The sequence below is a fragment of the Sphingomonas segetis genome, from assembly GCF_009720245.1.
GTDB classification, from domain to species: Bacteria; Pseudomonadota; Alphaproteobacteria; order Sphingomonadales; family Sphingomonadaceae; genus Sphingomicrobium; species Sphingomicrobium segetis.
In genome coordinates this window covers 1-15,818 of record NZ_WJSQ01000058.1, presented here as the reverse complement: position 1 = coordinate 15,818, position 15,818 = coordinate 1, and the positions used below count along the sequence as shown (strand labels likewise).

The window sequence follows — 15,818 nt, the reverse complement described above, 5'->3', positions numbered from 1 at the left end:
CAACGGCAACATCTATTTCCATCCCGTAGCGGGCGGCTGGTCTGAGGATTTCTCCAGGGAGCCGCTGTCCCGGCAGGGCTTCTTCATCCACGAGATGACGCACGTCTGGCAAGCACCGCGCGGCGGCGGCGGCGAGGTGGACCTGTCCGGTCTCGGCAAGAACGGTCAGGAACAGCCTCTGGCGTTCGACGCTCCAGCCGGCGAGCCGATTGCGGCTGGATTCGAGGGGGATGCCGTCGAACGGGGTGGCTGCGACGAGCGGCTGGTCGGCGCCGGCGGTGCCGGCGTCCCCTCCATCGGCCTCCGGAACGAGAGGAAGCAGATCGGTCGGCCAGGCTTCATTCTGATCCGGGAGCGGGACAAGCGACAGCCGCGGCCCGCCGACCTCGTCCGCGGCCTGCGCCACCGCCTCGACCTTGTCCTGCGCCTTGCGCCAGGCATCGAATTCCTCGACCGTCATCTCTTTCGCCACGCGCCTTCCCATGAACCTGCTCCTCATGATGCGAGTCGCGCATGTTGAACCAAATGGGTGCGTGTAGGAAAGTCCTTTCGAGCTGTGTCCGCCCCGCCCGCGAAGCGACAGTCGGACAGCCGACTTTTCTCCGACATCAGACGCGCTTTCATGCTATCGGCGAGCGCGGGGAAGTCGGGGGACAAACCATGCCATATCCGCGCGCGCCTTATTATATGCTGGGCGTCATCGCCGTCATCCTGATCGGCTTCTGGCCAAGCTATTTCGCCGTCGGCACGCAAGCGCCGTGGCAGTTCCACGCCCACGGCATCGCCGCGAGCCTGTGGGTGCTGATGGTCACGGCACAAAGCTGGACCGCGCACCGCAAGAGCCAGCTTCCGCTGCACCGCGCGGTCGGCATGGCGAGCCTGTTCCTGTTCCCGTTCCTGATCGGCGGCCTCGCGGCGATCATCGACCGACAGGCGCACAATTATGTCGCCGGCGAGCCGCTCCACCAGCTTTACGGCCCGGGCTTCATGATCGGCACGATGATCGCGATGGCGGCTTATGTGACGGTCTATTACCGGGCGCTCAAATACCGGCGGAAGGTGTGGGTGCACGCCGGCTACATGCTGTCGACCCCGCTGATCCTGTTCGAATCGCCGTTCAGCCGGGCGGCGGCGTTCGTCGTTCCGCAGTTCCAGGTGAACGGCCCCGCCGACTTCCCGCACATCATGGCGTCGATCGAATGGTCGATGGCGATCGAGCTGGCGATCATCGCCGTGATCTGGTGGCGCGTCGGCGAGCGAGCGAAGCCATTCCTGGTCACCGCCGGGTTCATCCTTGTCGAGATGCTGGCGATGGGCTTCGCGGGCGAGTTCGCGGTGCTGAGGCGGCTCGACACCTTCATCAGCCACCTGCCCGATGCGACGATCGTGCTGACGGGTTTCGCAATCGGCGCGGCGACGAGCTGGCTCGGATGGCAGGCGGGGAAGCGCCCGACGGTGCCAATCGCGACGCCGGCGATCGCCTGAGGGCAGGCTTCACCGTCCCGGACGGCGCGCGTCACCTTCAAGATGATGCAGTCTTGGCGGCGGCTGCCGGCGTGTCGCTGGCGATCGAGCGCCACAGCTTCATCGACCCGTCGTCCTGCCGCTTGAAGATCGCGATCCAGGTGCCGGTCTCGCGCGTCACGGGTGCGTTCGGGACCGCGATGACGAAGGTGTAGGGCGCCTCGAAGATGCCGAGGTCGCCGGATTTCGAGACCGTGACCTTGCCGTCGCCGAGCTGCCAATCGACCTTCGCCGCGGCCATCTGCGTCTTCATGCCCGCTTCGTCGGCGGCCGGGCCGACGGTGTTGGGCGTCCCGTGATAAACGCCGACATAGTCGGGCGCGTCGTAGGAAGCCGCCTTGTGCGCGTCCTGCGCATTGTAGGCGGCGACGACACCGAGCGCGTCGCTGCGAACCTGGGCGGCGGTGGCGGAGGTGTCCGGCTGCCTGGCACAGGCGGTGAGCGCGGATGCGGCGGTTGCGAGCAGCAGCGCGGCGAATGTTCGGCTGATCATTGGCTTGCCCCTTTGTGCTTGTCCCTGTGCGGCGCGCGTGAGCTCGAAACGCAGTGAACGCAGCGAAGCTACACGCGTACGCGCGCGAGGCTAGTGCTCGGAAGTCCCCTGGACTGGCCCCGGCCGAGCCTCATTCCCGTTCTTCATCGCCGATCGGTTCGCCGGTTCCGGTCTCGCCGAGGCGCACATCAAGATGGTCGACCCCCTCGACCGCGCATTCCTGCATCGGAATGTCCTCGAACGAGTCGATGATCGCTGGGAGCTCGTTGCGCGCGGCTTCGCGCGGGTCGCCGGTTGCAGCGGCAAGGGCCTTGGCGGAGGGCGAGCCGAACTGCGCCGGGTCGAGGCGCGAGAGCAGCCAGGTGAGGAGATAATCGGACGGCATGCGGCGCTCCATCACCAGCTCGCCGTCCTTGTAGAAGCGCTCGACGCGGCCGTGGATCGAGCGGTCGAGAGCGATCGCGGCGAGGCGCGTCGGGCACAGCCGGAGCGCCGCGTCCCAGGCACGCGCGAAACTTTCCGCGCCGGCCTTGTTGCGCAGACGATAGGCCGAGCTGGAAGCGACGTTCACGTGCGCGGACGCCTCGCCGACGCAACCGGTTAGCGCGAGATGCTCGATGAACTTGCGCTGCCGCTCGGCGGTCCAGCCGGCGTTGCGCTTGCGGGTGGGGGCGGGTTCGAACTCGGGAATGGTGGGCGCGGGGACGATGTCGGCGACCTCGTCGACGATCTTGAGCTTGGTGGCCATGACGGACTCCTTCGGGTGGGAAAGAGTCGGACCACATGGAGCATGTCGGGTGCTGTAGGACAGCAAAAACGCGAACGTGTCTGGATTTCTATCTGTCCTACAAATAACCAAGATGGTTATACTCTCGGCATGCCCGAGTCGCTTGCGCTTCCCCGAAATCGCCTTGGTGAACCGCTCTACTTGCCATCACGGACCTTCTATTGTTCATTCTGCATGAGCTCGGTGAAGCAGATTGCGAGGGCGAACATGCCGCAACTGACCGAGCGTCAGCGCCAATGCCTTGAAGGATTCATCGCTCGAAAAACCGCGAAGGAGATCGGCCGCGAACTCGGGATCACTCACCATGCGGTCGAGCAGCACTTGAAGGCAGCCCGCAAGAAACTCGGCGCGAGCGACTCCCTCGAGGCCGCGCGCCTCTACGCCGCGAGCACCTATACTGCGGTCGAACCATACTATGCCGCGTCGGAGGTTCCCGCCGCACGGGCTGATGACGCATCTGATCGGCAACCGGCTCAGGACAGATTCCTGCTTCGGGATGTTGCGGCGGACGGGCCGGGACCGATCCAGACCCTCTCCGCGATGCAGACGCTCGCAGCGATCGGCATCAGTGGAGTCGGAATGATCGTCATCCTTTCGCTGATCGTCGCGGTGGCCGACGGCGTCGCCCTGCTGGCGCACTAGGCCTCAACACAACGGATGATAGACCCGGGGCGCGGCGCGTCTCCGGGAGTGGAGAGACTATGCTCAATGAACGACTGGCGTTCGCCAAGGGCGTCGCGGACGAACTGTTCCCCGCCGAAGCGGATGTCGACAGCGCGATCGTGCATGCGTCACGGCTCGCAATTGCGCTGATCGAGGGGCGCAAGACGGCGAAGCAGCCGATCACGATGGGCCAGGACGGGCTGGCGCTGATGTCGCGCGCCACGCTCAAGCTGGTCGAAGCGCGCGGTGAGATCGGAGCGGCGCACGCAGCATTCCGCACGGCGCAGAACGAGCTAGGCCTGCGGGCGGTGTCGTTCGGGGACTATTGGGAATGCCCGGACAAGACCGCCGAGCTGCCTGAGCGGTTCGCAAACGTCGCCTAATCGGCATTGACCTGACGCGATCGCCGAGGCGACGATGTGGAATGAGCTCCGTTCCGTTCTTCGTCATCTTCATCGTCGTGGTGGTCGGGTACGCGTTGGCGAGGGGTGGCGGTCCGGAACGAGCAACAGCCCTCGCCTACATCATCGCCTCGGCAGGCTCGCTCTCGCTCGGCTTTCTGAACATGCCGGGCGCATTCAGGAGCGTGCCGATGCGCCTGTTCGCAGTCGACACCCTACTGCTGATAGGACTTTGCATAGTGGCCATCCGAGCGAACCGCCGGTGGCCGATTCCGGTCGCGGGCTGTCAGCTCGTCGCGGTGCTGGTGCACGCGGGGAAGCTTCTCTACCCGGCGATGATCCCCGACAGCTATGCCCTGCTAACGACGATCTGGTCGTGGCCGATGGTGGCTCTCCTGGGCATCGGAACCTGGGCGCATCGGAGGCGGCTCGCCGAGCGTGCGTTCGTACCCGACTGGAAGCCTATCTCTGGGCGACTGCGGTTCCGGAGCCCGCCTCTTCAGCTGCCACGCTGAGCGCGCGCTACGCGACCCTGTCGGAGTTGCTGAGCGCCGATCCGGCGATCGTCGCCGATTACGCCGGCGGGGCGGTCGCGCATGCGATCGGTGCCGCGCGCGCGCTGATGATGTCCGCGCTCGAGGAGGAGTTGACCGCGCGCGAGCCGATCAACTCCGAGCGTGACGCGGGCAAATTCCTGAGGACGCTGATCGGCTTTCGTAGCGACGAGTTGCTGATCGTGATCTTCCTCGACAGCCGGCGGCGACTGATCGATTACGAGGTGGTGTCGATGGGGACGGCGGACTCGGTCGAATGCGACCTCCGCCGGATCGTCTTCCGGGCGATCGGCCGCGGCGCGCACGGGATCATCGTCGCGCACAACCATCCATCGGGAGATCCCCGACCGAGCAGCAGCGACATCAGCGTCTCGCGCCGGCTCGTAGACACCGCGCGAGGCGTGGGCATTTCCGTCATCGATCATCTGGTGGTCGCGGGAGGGGATGTGCGGTCGGCGATGTTCAGCAGCTAGGTTGGTCGGCGATGTTTACGGAAGGAAGCTTCGGCTTGTTTACGTGAACGGCTCAAGCGTAAGCGAAACGCTGATCAGCGATCGGCTTGCGCACGGGTACGTGCGCGGCAAGCTGCCATGGTGTTAAGCGGTCACGAGACGATTCCGCCGGCGCGCGGAAGCGCGATTAAGCAGCCTGGTCGTAGAACTCTCGGAAAATCGGCGAGATCAACACGACCGGCTTTCGACCAAAATTATTTCTAATGAAGCGGTCTTGAGTTTGGTCGACCGAAGCTACGAACTTAGCGGCACGGTCCACAACGATCTGATTGTAGTTTTCGAAGATCGCACGATCTCCCATGTCCACGATAGTCTCCAAGGTCGATTTCGCGGTGACTGCAACAAACAGCGCGTTCGCGCTAAGCGCTAGTGCGACATGCGAATTTGGCTTTGTCAGGCTATCACTCACCACGAGCGGGCTGTCCGACGTTAAAAATGACCAATTACGGTAGGTGGGGCGCACCACTGCCCAAAGCATTCGGTTTAGCCGCAGTCCGAGTTCCTTGTTCTCGATGACTCGTGGCAGCAACTCAAGTGGACGTTGCTCAAGGAAATGCGGGTTTTCTGCGAGGCAATATTCAAGCCAGCTCTGCGGATCATCTTCATTACGAATTCTTGACCAAAGATCCTCGACGCCCGCTGATCCTCTGATCGTCATACGGATCACGCCTTCACGGAAAACCTCGAGTGCCGCGGGTGTCCGATGGAGTAACGACATGAGAAACCGAGACCAGGCGCTACGGAGTTCGGACGACCACTCGCGTTCGTGGTCATTCAAAAGCTTTCGACGCGCCTTTGCCGCTAAATTATCGATTGGGGCGAAATAAGCCCTTTCGAGACCCGGGAAATGCGGTTCGTGCGGGGCGAAATCGTAAAGGAGATTTTCGAATCCGACCTCAGAAGTGTAGACACGTCGGACGTGCACACACTTATGCGGTCGGTTGTAACGTTCCAACCGGCCGTCTTCACCAGTCCATCCCCGCAATAGGAACTCTGGAATGTAGTGGTGTTTAATCGGTTTCGTTTGTGACTCCCCTGCGAACGGAGCTACTCCGCAGCAACCCCAGCAGCCTCAAACATGTCTGGCCCGTCACCCGCGCCGGCGCCATCATTGGCCGCAGCCTCCGCCTTCGCCTTCACCCTGCGGTCGAAATTCTCCCACACCTCGTTCCAGTTCCCGCGCGTCGCGGCCTTCGAATATTCGGTCGCCCTCGTCTCGAAGAAGTTGGCGTGCTCGACGCCGTTGAGCATCGGGGCGAGCCAGGGGAGGGGGTGCTCGTCGACCATGTAGATGGGGGCGAAGCCGAGCTGGCCGAGGCGCCAGTCGGCGATGTAGCGGATGTATTTCTTGATGCCCTTGGCGGTCATGCCCTCGACCGGGCCCATTTCGAACGCCAGGTCGATGAACGCGTCCTCGAGCCGGACCGTCTTCTGGCAGGTGTCGATGATCGATTCCTTGACGTCCTTGGTCAGGCAGTCGCGCTCCTTCACGAAGGCGTGGAACAGGCGGATGATGCCTTCGCAGTGGAGGCTCTCGTCGCGGATCGACCAGCTGATGATCTGGCCCATGCCCTTCATCTTGTTGAAGCGCGGGAAGTTCATCAGCATCGCGAAGCTGGCGAACAATTGCAGCCCCTCGGTGAAGCCGCCGAACATGGCGAGCGTCTTGGCGATGTCCTCGTCATTGTCGACGCCGAACTGCTGCATGTAGTCGTGCTTGTCCTTCATCTCCTTGAACTGGAGGAAGGCGCTATACTCGCTCTCGGGCATGCCGATGGTGTCGAGGAGGTGGCTGTAGGCCGCGATGTGCACCGTCTCCATGTTGGAGAAGGCGGTCAGCATCATCTTGATCTCGGTCGGCTTGAACACGCGGCCGTACTTGTCGTGGTAGCAGTCCTGCACTTCGACGTCGGCCTGGGTGAAGAAGCGGAAGATTTGCGTGAGCAGGTTGCGCTCGTGATTGGTGAGCTTCTGCGCCCAGTCGCGGCAGTCCTCGCCGAGCGGCACTTCCTCCGGCATCCAGTGGATCTGCTGCTGGCGCTTCCAGTACTCGAACGCCCAGGGATATTCGAACGGCTTGTACTGCTTGCGGGCTTCGAGGAGGGGCATGCTATTTCTCCCAGGAAAAGAATGGTTCACGCGAAGGCGCGAAGACGCGAAGACAATATAGGTATTTCGCGCGGAGACCCGGAGACACGGAGGAATGGATTGGAGCGGCCATTTGGCCGCTCAAGAATCCAGCGGCCGTGAATTCCTTCGCGTCTTCGCGTCTTCGCGTGAGACCCGCTTTCCTTCTCCGCGTCTCCGCGTGGATGAGATTGCTCATTGGGCCTGCCCTCCGAACAGGAGCGCGGTGGCGACGGCGCCGGCGACCGGGACGAGGCCGACGATCGCGGCGATGATCGAGACGGTGCGGTGGCGGCGGTTGCCGCGCGAGCGCTGCGCCCAGACGAGCAGGTAGGCGCTGCCCGTCATCGAGGCGAGCAAGGCGATGTCGGCGCGCCAGTCCTTGAAGCTGAAGGTCGCAAGATCGTCGAACACGACGAAGGCGCCGACGGCGGTGATCATCGCCGCGGTCGCGGCGCCGGGGCGGATCCACTGCGCGCGCGTCTTGCTGACGACGATCCGCCAGCACAGCGCCGCGACCGGGACGAAGAACAGCAGCAGGAAGACGAGGCTCATCAGCATCAGCCGCGGACCCTGACGATTCGGTCGCGATAGACGGTGCGACTGCGGTTCGCGCCGACGCCGAACACGACGATGCCGAGGAAATAACCGAAATCGTACCAGCCGCCGCTGTTGGGCACGGCGTAGACCGCGACCTCGCTCACGAACAGCGAAACCACCCACGCGACGGGGAAGATGAAGCCGTGCCACAGGCCGAGCAGGAAGCCGGGCGCGCCGGCGGTGACGGCGTCGGGCTGCTGCGTCGCGGCGCAGGCGGCAAGGACCAGCGTGGAGAGGACCAGGAGGGCGCGCTTCACGGTGCCGCTCCGGCATTGAGATCGAGCGGGGCGGCGGTTTCGTAGGCGATCGCGAAGCCGGCCATCACGACTCCGAACGCGGTGGCCATCATGCCGCCGATCAGCATCGCGGCGTAGCGCGGGCTGCGCTCGCCCTGGTGGCGGATCGCGGTGGCGAGCGTTGCGGCGCCGGCGATCGCGAAGACTGCGCCCAAGGGGATGAACAGGCTCACTGCGCGCCTCCCCGCATCATCTCGGCCTCGCTGGCGCTCGGGCGGTAGTTGAGCAGGCCGAGCGCGTGGATCGCCAGGATCGCGGCGATGACGAACAGGATCACCGCGCCCTGGCTGCCGTAGGTGTCGGACTTGTCGCGGCGGCGGTAGAAGAAGACGCCGGCCGCCAGCAGCACGACCGCGACGGCGAGCTCGGCCATGCGGCCGGCGGTCATGGGGTGTGCCCCATCGCCGCGACCTGGTCGAGGCGGCTGGCGTAAGCTTCGATCACGGCTGCGGTGCGCTGGACATAGGCGCGCGCGTCGTCCCAGCGGCGCTGCTCGATCGCCTCCCGCACGCCGGGCAGCGTCTTGGCGCCGTAGCCGGTGAGCGTGCCGGGCGCCGACACGAGATTCTTGTACCACGGGCGGCCGGGCAGGCCCTGCGGGTCGAGCAGCAGCTGGTCGATGTGGAGCAGGCTCGAGTCGATCCGGGCCCGGGTGGCAGGGGCAAGCCTGCCCTCGTGCGCGAGCACCCCGTCGGCAGCCGCCGCGGCGCGGGTCAGATGGTCCGACGCATTCTGCAGAGCGAGCATGTCGATTAGCGGCGTGATGCCGCGGTCGACCGGCGCGATCGTCGGGTCGTAGGGCGCCGAGGCGAGCTTGAAATCGCCCTCGCGCCGGAGCTCGGCGAGCGCGCGGTCCTTCTCGCGCTGGTCGACGGCGAGCTTCTGGACCTCAGCGAGATAGTTCGAAACGTCGGACGCGAGATCGGAATAATGCGCCGGAACGCGCGGAGCGTCCGCCGAGCGAAGGACGAGGCGGCCGATCACCTTCGACAGCGCCGCGCCATAGGCGAGACCGGGATCGTCGAAGTGCATCACGTGATAGAAGCTGTCGTAGACCGAGTGATAGCTGCCGCCCGAGAAATCCTCGCCGCCGAAGCCGATGTTGAGCGAGGGGATTCCGAGATGCTGGGCGAAGGCCGAATAGTCGGAGCCCGAGCCGAGCGGGCTGACCGGGAGCTTGCCCGCTTTCGCATCGTCGAGCTCGGTCGGCTCGACGCGATCCGGCGCGAGATAGTGAGTCGCCAACGTCGCGGCGCGGCTGCGCTCGGCGACCGGAACCCCGGTCTGGGGGTCGGCGACGTCGCCTGCGACCTGGTTGACGAGGCTCTCGAGCTCGCCGTTGCCGCCCGCGAACAGATAGCCGCGGCCGTTATTGTCGGTGTTGATGTAAAGGACGGCCTTGCGCTTGAGCTCGTCGGCGTGCGCTTCGGCCCATTCGGTCGAGCCGAGCAGCCCCGGCTCCTCGCCGTCCCAGCTTGCGTAGACCAAAGTCCGGCCGGGCCGCCAGCCGGAGCGGGCGAGAGTCCCTAGCGCCTTGGCTTCGCTCATCAGCGCGACCTGCCCGGATAGAGGGTCTGCGGCGCCCATCACCCAGGCGTCGCGGTGGTTGCCGCGGACGATCCACTGATCCGGGTAGGTGTCGCCCTTCATCACCGCGATCACATCGTAGATCGGCTTTAGAGACCAATCCGATTTCACCGCGAGATGGACCTTCACGGCGTCGGTGCCGCCCCAGTGATAGGCCATCGGAAGGCCGCCGCGCTGCTTGCCGGTGACCACCGGACCCTGCATCGCAGCCATGATCCTCGACGCGTCGCCATAGGAGATCGGAAGCGCCGGGATCTTGAGCAGGACCGGCGATTCCGCGCGCGTCAGCCGCTTTGCCGACTGGGTCGCGCCGACGCCCGGCGTCAGCGGGTCGCCGGGATAGAGCGTCATGTCGACGACCGAGCCGCGCTGCACTCCGCCTTCGGGCCGAGCGCCGCCGAGCGGATAAGGGTCGCCCTCGGCGTAGCCATCGTCGCCTGGATCCGAGTAGATCAGGCAGCCTACCGCGCCATGCTCCTGCGCAAGCTTGGGCTTCAGTCCGCGCCAACCAGCGCCGTAGCGGGCGAGCACGATCTTGCCCTTGACGTCGATGCCGCGCGCGGCGAGCGCGTCATAATCGTCGGGCATGCCGTAATTGACGTAGACGACCGGCGCGGTGACGTCGCCGTCGCCCTGGTAGGCGACATAGGGGGGGAGCATCCCGGCGAGATTGGACGTCGGGTCAGCGGCGACCGGCGGCTCCTGCCCGCCCAGCGCGACATGCTGCGGTGTGACCAGCTCGACCGTGGTTGATACTGGCGTCGGGTAGAGCACGTCGAACTGCTCGATGCGCGCGTCCCAGCCCCATTGCCTGAACAGCGCCAGCTGCATTTCGGCATTGGCCTTGTTGTGCGGCGCGCCGACGTGGTTGGGCGCCGACGACATCTGCTGGAGCCACTGCTGCTGGTCGGCCGGGCTGATCAGCGTATCGAACCGCTGCTCGAGCGCCTGCGGCTCGCCGGCTGGCGCCGCGAGCGCAGGGGACGCGAGCAGGACGGCGGTTGCCGCCGATGCCAGCAACGCGAACCGGCCGCTCCTCATCGCCTGAAGAACTCCACGCCGAGCGCGAACGTAACGAGCGTCGCGACGAGGTCCACCGCGACGAGGCCGAGCACGACTGCGCCCGCGCCCTTGGTAATCTTGCGGAGGGTGAGTTGCTTCACTGACATGCCAGGCACTCGTCGTAGTCCGTCGTGCTCGCGAGCTGGATTTCCTTGAGCTCGGGGGTGTTGTCGGCCTCGACGCCCCCGGCAAAACCTGCGCGCTGCACCGACTTGCTGCGCAGGTAATAGAGGCTCTTGATGCCGAGCTCCCAGGCGCGGAAGTGGAGCATCATCAGGTCCCATTTGTCGACGTCGGCCGGAATGAACAGGTTGAGCGACTGGGCCTGATCGATGAACGGCGTGCGGTCGGCCGCCAGCTCGATCAGCCAGCGCTGGTCGATTTCGAAGCTGGTCTTGAACACGTCCTTTTCGTCGCGGCTGAGGAAGTCGAGGTGCTGGACGCTCCCGCCATTCTCGAGGATCGAGTTCCACACCTGCTGGCTGTCTTTCGACTTCTCCCGAAGCATGCGCTCGAGATACGGGTTCTTGATCGAAAAGCTGCCCGACAAGGTCTTGTGCGTGTAGATGTTGGCCGGGATCGGCTCGATGCAGGCGCTGGTCCCGCCGCAGATGATCGAGATCGACGCCGTCGGCGCGATAGCCATCTTGCAGCTGAAGCGCTCCATCACGCCCATGTCGGCGGCGTCGGGGCACGGACCGCGCTCCTTGGCGAGCATCATTGAGGCTTCGTCGACCTGCGCGCGGATATGCTTGAAGATCTTGAGGTTCCAGCTCTTGGCCATCGCCCCTTCGAACGGGATGTTGCGCGCCTGGAGGAAGGAGTGGAATCCCATGACTCCGAGGCCGACGCTGCGCTCGCGCTCGGCGCTGTACTTGGCGCGCGCCATCTCGTCGGGAGCCCGCGCGATATAGTCGCTGAGCACATTGTCGAGGAACCGCATGATGTCCTCGATGAACTGTTTGTCGCCGTTCCACTCGTCCCAGGTCTCGAGGTTGAGCGACGACAGACAGCAGACCGCGGTGCGGTCGGCGCCGAGATGGTCCTTGCCGGTCGGAAGCGTGATCTCGCTGCACAGGTTCGAGGTCGAGACCTTGAGGCCGAGGTCGCGATGATGCCTCGGCATCGACCGGTTCACCTGATCGATGAAGATGATGTAGGGCTCGCCGGTCGCGAGGCGGGTCTCGACCAGCTTCTGGAACAGCGAGCGGGCGTCGACCTTGCCCCGCTCCGACCCGTCCTTGGGACTGCGCAGAACGAATTCGGCGCCCTCGCGCACGGCCTGCATGAACTCGTCCGTGACGAGCACCCCGTGATGGAGGTTGAGCGCCTTGCGGTTGAAGTCGCCCGACGGCTTCCTGATCTCGAGGAACTCCTCGATCTCGGGATGGGCGACGTCGAGATAGCAGGCGGCCGAGCCGCGGCGGAGCGAGCCCTGGCTGATCGCGAGCGTCAGGCTGTCCATCACCCGGACGAACGGGATGATTCCGCTGGTCTTGCCGTTGAGGCCGACCGGCTCGCCAATGCCGCGCACGCGGCCCCAATAGGTGCCGATGCCGCCGCCGCGCGACGCGAGCCAGACATTCTCGTTCCACGTGCCGACGATGCCTTCGAGACTGTCGTCCACGCTGTTGAGATAGCAGCTGATCGGAAGGCCGCGGCCGGTGCCGCCATTGGAAAGCACCGGGGTCGCCGGCATGAACCACAGGCGGGAAATGTAATCATAGACGCGCTGCGCGTGTTCGGCGTCGTCGGCATAAGCCGCGGCGACGCGCGCGAAGAGGTCCTGATAGCTTTCGCCGGGTAGCAAATAGCGGTCGCGCAGGGTGTCCTTGCCGAATTCGGTCAGGAGTTCGTCCCGCAAGGAGTCGGTCTTCACGTCGAAACGCGGCGCATGCACCGACTTGCTGCTGGAAACGGTGGTCGAAACGTCGTCGCTCGGTACTTCTGAGCCGGTCGAAAAATCCATCGCGCTTCCCCGTCCTTCGGCGGCACCGTCGAGGGCCGTCTGTTCTGCAATTGTTCGACTCGGAGCCATGGCTGGCATCCTAGCCTCTTTTCGCACGGGACGGGGCCTTTTCACCCCCGGCACCTGTGGAAACCGGGGACGAACCGGCCCGCCACCGGAACATAAGCATTCCGGCGCCGAACACCAGCTATTGAGTGTTCCCCTTCTCGCGCTACCACCTATTGTGCCTGAACCGGAATCGAGCGCAAGCCGGTAAATGCAGTCCTAACAGAAAATCCTGTGGATTTGCCGCGCTGCAACACTTCTCTCCGGGGCCTTCCCTCGCTGGTGCCCGGCAGGGCCCGCGCGGCGCCACGCCAAGCCTTTACGCTTCCACAACCCTCATCGTGCAATACCGCGGCCATGCGCGCGGTGTTGATTGTCGCGGCGGCGGTGATGTTGGGCCTTGCGGGCGGCTATGCCTGGTCGGCGCTGCTGCATGAGGGTGCGAAACCTCCGGTGCCGAAAGCGGCGGCGGTCGCGGCCGTGTCGCCGCTCGACATTCCGGCGTCCGCATCCGACGAGGAATGGGCCGCTCGCGCCGCCGCCGAGGAAACGCCGGCGATTGCTCCTCCCGGTGTCGATCCGGCCGCGCTGGAGCAGAGCGCCCATTATTCCGGCTGCGACGAGGTGCGCGCCGCGGGCAAGGCGCCGCTCCATTCCGGCGAGCCCGGCTACCGGTCCGACATGGATGGCGATGGCGACGGCGTGGCCTGCGAACCGGATCGCCGATTCTGAAGGGTATGGAGCGGTTGCTCGCCCGGCCCTCGCGCCGGCCGGGCCGCGGCCGTGGCGCATCAAGCTCGGCATCAGCACCAGCCAACCTTGAACCCGCCGAGATCGCGATGCGCCAAGCCGCTGTTGCGCATCTCGTCGGCGAAAGCCGAGTCACTTTCTCACCACGACATTTCGCCCGCGAAATGTTAGCGCTCCGGCGACGGCGGGCGTCGACCGTCTGCCGCACCGGAGGGGGATCCGCCATGTCCGACAGGAACAAGCTTCTGTCCGCCGCGCTGGTCGTGTTCGGCGCCGCTGTCTGCCTCGTCTATCCGCTGGCGATGTTGTGGCCGTCGGGCTGGGCGTGGCACGAGGGCAGCCCGGCCGCGAGCGATTATTTTCTGATGATCGTCGGCGTTTACGCGACGCTCGGTATCTTCATGATCCGCGCCGCCAAAGACCCCGCCGCCAATGCGTCGCTGATCTGGTTCGTCGTATGGTCGAGCGTGGTCCACGCCGGCGTCATGGCGTGGGAAGCGATGCGCAATCCGATGATGCAGGGCCATCTGATTGGCGACGTGCCGATCCTGCTCTTCGTCGCGATCGTTCTCGGCCTGTCGATGAGCCGCGCCGGAACGCGGGCAACTGTCGCCGTCTGACCGCCGGTTAGGCAAGAACAACAGTCACCCGCCCGCCGGAAAACTCTATTCGGCGCACCAGTCGGGCGGTGTGCTCGTCGGCTCCCGCGCAAGGCCCGCTTTTACCATTGCGGCGCCGACGTCGCGGCCGTCGACCGCGATCTTCCGGCGGGGCTGTCCGTCGGGCCCGCGCACGTCGCCGCCGCTAGTCACCGACCCGCTGTTGAGAAACGCGGTAAGCCGCTGAACCGCCTCGACTCCGCGCAGCTTCTCCTCGGGGCACTGGGTTGAGCGGAAATCGGGCGCGACCATGCCGGCGATGTCCACCGTCTCGCCGGCGATGCGGATGGTGTCGCCGTCGATCACGCAATTTGGACCGCCCTCGCACGAGCCGAACCGCTCCACGCTCGCGCGTTCGGCGGCGGCGCCGTCGTCGCGGCCGGTGATGACGCTGAGGCCCACCGTCACCGTGACGACCGCCATCGCGAACAGCACCACGCCGGCGACGCCGAGCCAGATGTCGCGCTCGGGGGAGGGCGGCTCGACCTTCTTCTCCGGCCCCTGCACGAGCAGCGGGTCGCGCCTGATGCGCGACGGCCGCACCGCGACAGGCTGACGGCGAATTTTCGATGGCTTGATCACCGGCCCGATGTACCCGCGCCGGATTACCGCCCGGTTACCTTCGCGGGAGCCGAGCAGTGCCTTGTCCGCCCACTTGATCCGCCTGCCGCCCGACTTAATTGAGCGGAGCGTCGCCTGCCCGACAGAAAAGGAGAGACATCCATGCTCGAACCGCCGCGCTTCGACCTCACCCAGCTCGACCCGGAGGCATATCGGCACCTCACGCAGCTCGAGGGGCTGATCGCCCGCCACGTCGACCCCACGCTCTACCATCTCATCAAGCTGCGCGCGTCGCAGATCAACGGCTGCGCCTTCTGCCTGCAGATGCACACCGCCGAGGCGCTGAAGCACGGCGAGACGCCCGAGCGGATGGTCGCGCTCGACGGCTGGCACGAATCGCCGCTTTACACCGACAGGGAGCGCGCGGTCCTCGCCTGGACCGACGAGCTGACGCTGATCGCCGAGAGTCATGCGTCGAGCGAGGCGTTCGAGGCGCTCAAGCCGCATTTCAGCGAAGAGGAGATCGGCTGGCTGGTGCTCGCCGCCGTGCAGATCAACAGCTGGAACCGGATCGCGATTTCGACCCGCGCGCGCTTCGATCCCAAGATGTTCGCACCGGCGCCGGCTGCGGAGAAGCCGCTTCAGCACGCCTGAGCGCGCGTCCGGGAGGGATTGCCGCGATCACGCCCAGCGCTTCGCTTCTTAACAGCGATCAACTGTGCTGATAATGTGCGGGGACGGGGGAGTCCGCGAAATGCGTCGGTTCCTGAATAGCTTGCGGCCATGAACGTCGTCGAACGGGTTCGGCACGGCGAAACCGGCGTGCTTATGGTCGCGCGCTGTCTCGGCCCGTTCCGGCTCGAGGATACGGCCGGCAACGAGCTCCAGTTCCGTACCCGCAAGGCACGCGCCGTTCTCGCGGTTCTCGCCGTTCACGGCCGGCCGATGTCGCGCAATGCGCTTGCCGATCTGCTGTGGAGCGACCGCGCCCCGGCCCAGGCGCGGGCGAGCCTTCGCCAAACCATTTTCGAGCTCCAGCACCTCGACTGGCGCGGCGCCGCGCTGCTGGCGGCGGGGCGAGACGATGTTGCCGCCGGGCGCGAGGCGCTGGTCACCGACTTGCAGCTGATCCGCACCGCGTCGGCAAGCGGCGACTGGCCGCGGCTGCTGACCCTGCTCGAATCGAGCGACGCCGGGCTTCTTATTGACCTCGACGGGCTCGATCCCG

At 65.5% G+C, this 15,818-nt stretch carries 22 protein-coding genes; 9 read left to right on the top strand and 13 right to left on the bottom strand.

Annotated features, from left to right (window positions below; genetic code table 11):
* The coding region (locus GH737_RS07535; RefSeq protein ID WP_155264227.1) for a hypothetical protein at positions 1 to 484 on the bottom strand (484 nt) is incomplete at its 3' end.
* 176 nt (positions 485 to 660) lie between these two features.
* Between GH737_RS07535 and GH737_RS07530 the strand changes: the two genes are divergently transcribed.
* On the top strand, positions 661 to 1,485 hold the full coding sequence (locus tag GH737_RS07530; RefSeq protein ID WP_155264226.1) for a hypothetical protein: 825 nt from the start codon (positions 661 to 663) through the stop codon (positions 1,483 to 1,485).
* A 37-nt stretch (positions 1,486 to 1,522) separates the two neighbouring features.
* Here the strand turns inward: GH737_RS07530 and GH737_RS07525 are convergent, their stop codons facing one another.
* Together GH737_RS07525 and GH737_RS07520 are read right to left on the bottom strand one after the other, a co-directional pair.
* A complete protein-coding gene (locus tag GH737_RS07525) occupies positions 1,523 to 2,017 on the bottom strand; it encodes a YybH family protein (RefSeq protein WP_155264225.1) in 495 nt (164 codons plus the stop codon).
* 130 nt (positions 2,018 to 2,147) lie between these two features.
* Positions 2,148 to 2,765, bottom strand: coding sequence for a hypothetical protein (locus GH737_RS07520; RefSeq protein WP_196233050.1), 618 nt, complete (start codon positions 2,763 to 2,765; stop codon positions 2,148 to 2,150).
* A 42-nt stretch (positions 2,766 to 2,807) separates the two neighbouring features.
* On the opposite strand from GH737_RS07520, the gene GH737_RS07515 reads away from it, so the two are divergent.
* From GH737_RS07515 to GH737_RS15245, 4 genes are read left to right on the top strand one after another with little or no spacing between them, the layout of a single operon-like run.
* The gene (locus tag GH737_RS07515) at positions 2,808 to 3,446 is read left to right on the top strand and encodes a helix-turn-helix domain-containing protein (RefSeq protein WP_196233049.1); all 639 of its coding nucleotides are present in this window, start codon (positions 2,808 to 2,810) and stop codon (positions 3,444 to 3,446) included.
* Between the two features lie 59 nt (positions 3,447 to 3,505).
* A complete protein-coding gene (locus tag GH737_RS07510) occupies positions 3,506 to 3,850 on the top strand; it encodes a hypothetical protein (RefSeq protein ID WP_155264222.1) in 345 nt (114 codons plus the stop codon).
* Positions 3,851 to 3,891: 41 nt separating this feature from the next.
* Entirely contained in the window at positions 3,892 to 4,383 is a 492-nt protein-coding gene (locus tag GH737_RS15250) for a hypothetical protein (protein ID WP_196233048.1), read from the top strand.
* Between the two features lie 26 nt (positions 4,384 to 4,409).
* A complete protein-coding gene (locus GH737_RS15245; RefSeq protein WP_196233047.1) occupies positions 4,410 to 4,895 on the top strand; it encodes a JAB domain-containing protein in 486 nt (161 codons plus the stop codon).
* A 166-nt stretch (positions 4,896 to 5,061) separates the two neighbouring features.
* Here the strand turns inward: GH737_RS15245 and GH737_RS07500 are convergent, their stop codons facing one another.
* The 9 genes from GH737_RS07500 to GH737_RS07465 all read right to left on the bottom strand — a co-directional run bounded on the left by GH737_RS07500 (position 5,062) and on the right by GH737_RS07465 (position 12,575).
* Entirely contained in the window at positions 5,062 to 5,934 is an 873-nt protein-coding gene (locus GH737_RS07500) for a DUF4238 domain-containing protein (RefSeq protein ID WP_275401950.1), read from the bottom strand.
* A 47-nt stretch (positions 5,935 to 5,981) separates the two neighbouring features.
* Entirely contained in the window at positions 5,982 to 7,043 is a 1,062-nt protein-coding gene (locus GH737_RS07495; RefSeq protein ID WP_155264219.1) for a ribonucleotide-diphosphate reductase subunit beta, read from the bottom strand.
* A gap of 213 nt (positions 7,044 to 7,256) precedes the next feature.
* Complete coding sequence (locus GH737_RS07490; protein WP_155264218.1) at positions 7,257 to 7,616, bottom strand: hypothetical protein; 360 nt, start codon at positions 7,614 to 7,616, stop codon at positions 7,257 to 7,259.
* Between the two features lie 5 nt (positions 7,617 to 7,621).
* Positions 7,622 to 7,918, bottom strand: coding sequence for a hypothetical protein (locus GH737_RS07485; RefSeq protein WP_155264217.1), 297 nt, complete (start codon positions 7,916 to 7,918; stop codon positions 7,622 to 7,624).
* Positions 7,915 to 8,130: a hypothetical protein gene (locus GH737_RS07480; RefSeq protein WP_155264216.1), complete on the bottom strand. Its 216-nt coding sequence runs from the start codon at positions 8,128 to 8,130 to the stop codon at positions 7,915 to 7,917. Before GH737_RS07480 ends, GH737_RS07485 begins: the two co-directional genes overlap by 4 nt.
* Positions 8,127 to 8,345 carry a hypothetical protein gene (locus GH737_RS07475; protein ID WP_155264215.1) on the bottom strand — a complete coding sequence of 73 codons (219 nt, stop codon included), beginning with the start codon at positions 8,343 to 8,345 and terminating at the stop codon, positions 8,127 to 8,129. The genes GH737_RS07480 and GH737_RS07475 overlap by 4 nt, the downstream gene beginning before the upstream one ends.
* On the bottom strand, positions 8,342 to 10,585 hold the full coding sequence (locus GH737_RS07470; protein ID WP_155264214.1) for a transferrin receptor-like dimerization domain-containing protein: 2,244 nt from the start codon (positions 10,583 to 10,585) through the stop codon (positions 8,342 to 8,344). The genes GH737_RS07475 and GH737_RS07470 overlap by 4 nt, the downstream gene beginning before the upstream one ends.
* On the bottom strand, positions 10,582 to 10,713 hold the full coding sequence (locus GH737_RS15985; protein ID WP_275401949.1) for a hypothetical protein: 132 nt from the start codon (positions 10,711 to 10,713) through the stop codon (positions 10,582 to 10,584). The genes GH737_RS07470 and GH737_RS15985 overlap by 4 nt, the downstream gene beginning before the upstream one ends.
* Positions 10,704 to 12,575, bottom strand: coding sequence for a ribonucleoside-diphosphate reductase subunit alpha (locus GH737_RS07465; RefSeq protein ID WP_155264228.1), 1,872 nt, complete (start codon positions 12,573 to 12,575; stop codon positions 10,704 to 10,706). The genes GH737_RS15985 and GH737_RS07465 overlap by 10 nt, the downstream gene beginning before the upstream one ends.
* 402 nt (positions 12,576 to 12,977) lie before the next feature.
* On the opposite strand from GH737_RS07465, the gene GH737_RS15240 reads away from it, so the two are divergent.
* Together GH737_RS15240 and GH737_RS07455 are read left to right on the top strand one after the other, a co-directional pair.
* Positions 12,978 to 13,352 carry an excalibur calcium-binding domain-containing protein gene (locus GH737_RS15240; RefSeq protein ID WP_196233044.1) on the top strand — a complete coding sequence of 125 codons (375 nt, stop codon included), beginning with the start codon at positions 12,978 to 12,980 and terminating at the stop codon, positions 13,350 to 13,352.
* A 242-nt stretch (positions 13,353 to 13,594) separates the two neighbouring features.
* Positions 13,595 to 13,990 carry a DUF6632 domain-containing protein gene (locus GH737_RS07455; RefSeq protein ID WP_155264213.1) on the top strand — a complete coding sequence of 132 codons (396 nt, stop codon included), beginning with the start codon at positions 13,595 to 13,597 and terminating at the stop codon, positions 13,988 to 13,990.
* Between the two features lie 45 nt (positions 13,991 to 14,035).
* Here GH737_RS07455 and GH737_RS07450 read toward each other — a convergent pair whose 3' ends face one another.
* Positions 14,036 to 14,611, bottom strand: coding sequence for a thermonuclease family protein (locus tag GH737_RS07450; protein ID WP_155264212.1), 576 nt, complete (start codon positions 14,609 to 14,611; stop codon positions 14,036 to 14,038).
* 141 nt (positions 14,612 to 14,752) lie between these two features.
* Here GH737_RS07450 and GH737_RS07445 point away from each other — a divergent pair, with 141 nt between their 5' ends.
* Together GH737_RS07445 and GH737_RS07440 are read left to right on the top strand one after the other, a co-directional pair.
* Positions 14,753 to 15,244 carry a carboxymuconolactone decarboxylase family protein gene (locus GH737_RS07445; protein ID WP_155264211.1) on the top strand — a complete coding sequence of 164 codons (492 nt, stop codon included), beginning with the start codon at positions 14,753 to 14,755 and terminating at the stop codon, positions 15,242 to 15,244.
* A gap of 129 nt (positions 15,245 to 15,373) precedes the next feature.
* A partial coding sequence (locus GH737_RS07440; protein WP_420853428.1) for an AfsR/SARP family transcriptional regulator occupies positions 15,374 to 15,818 on the top strand: 445 nt, incomplete at its 3' end.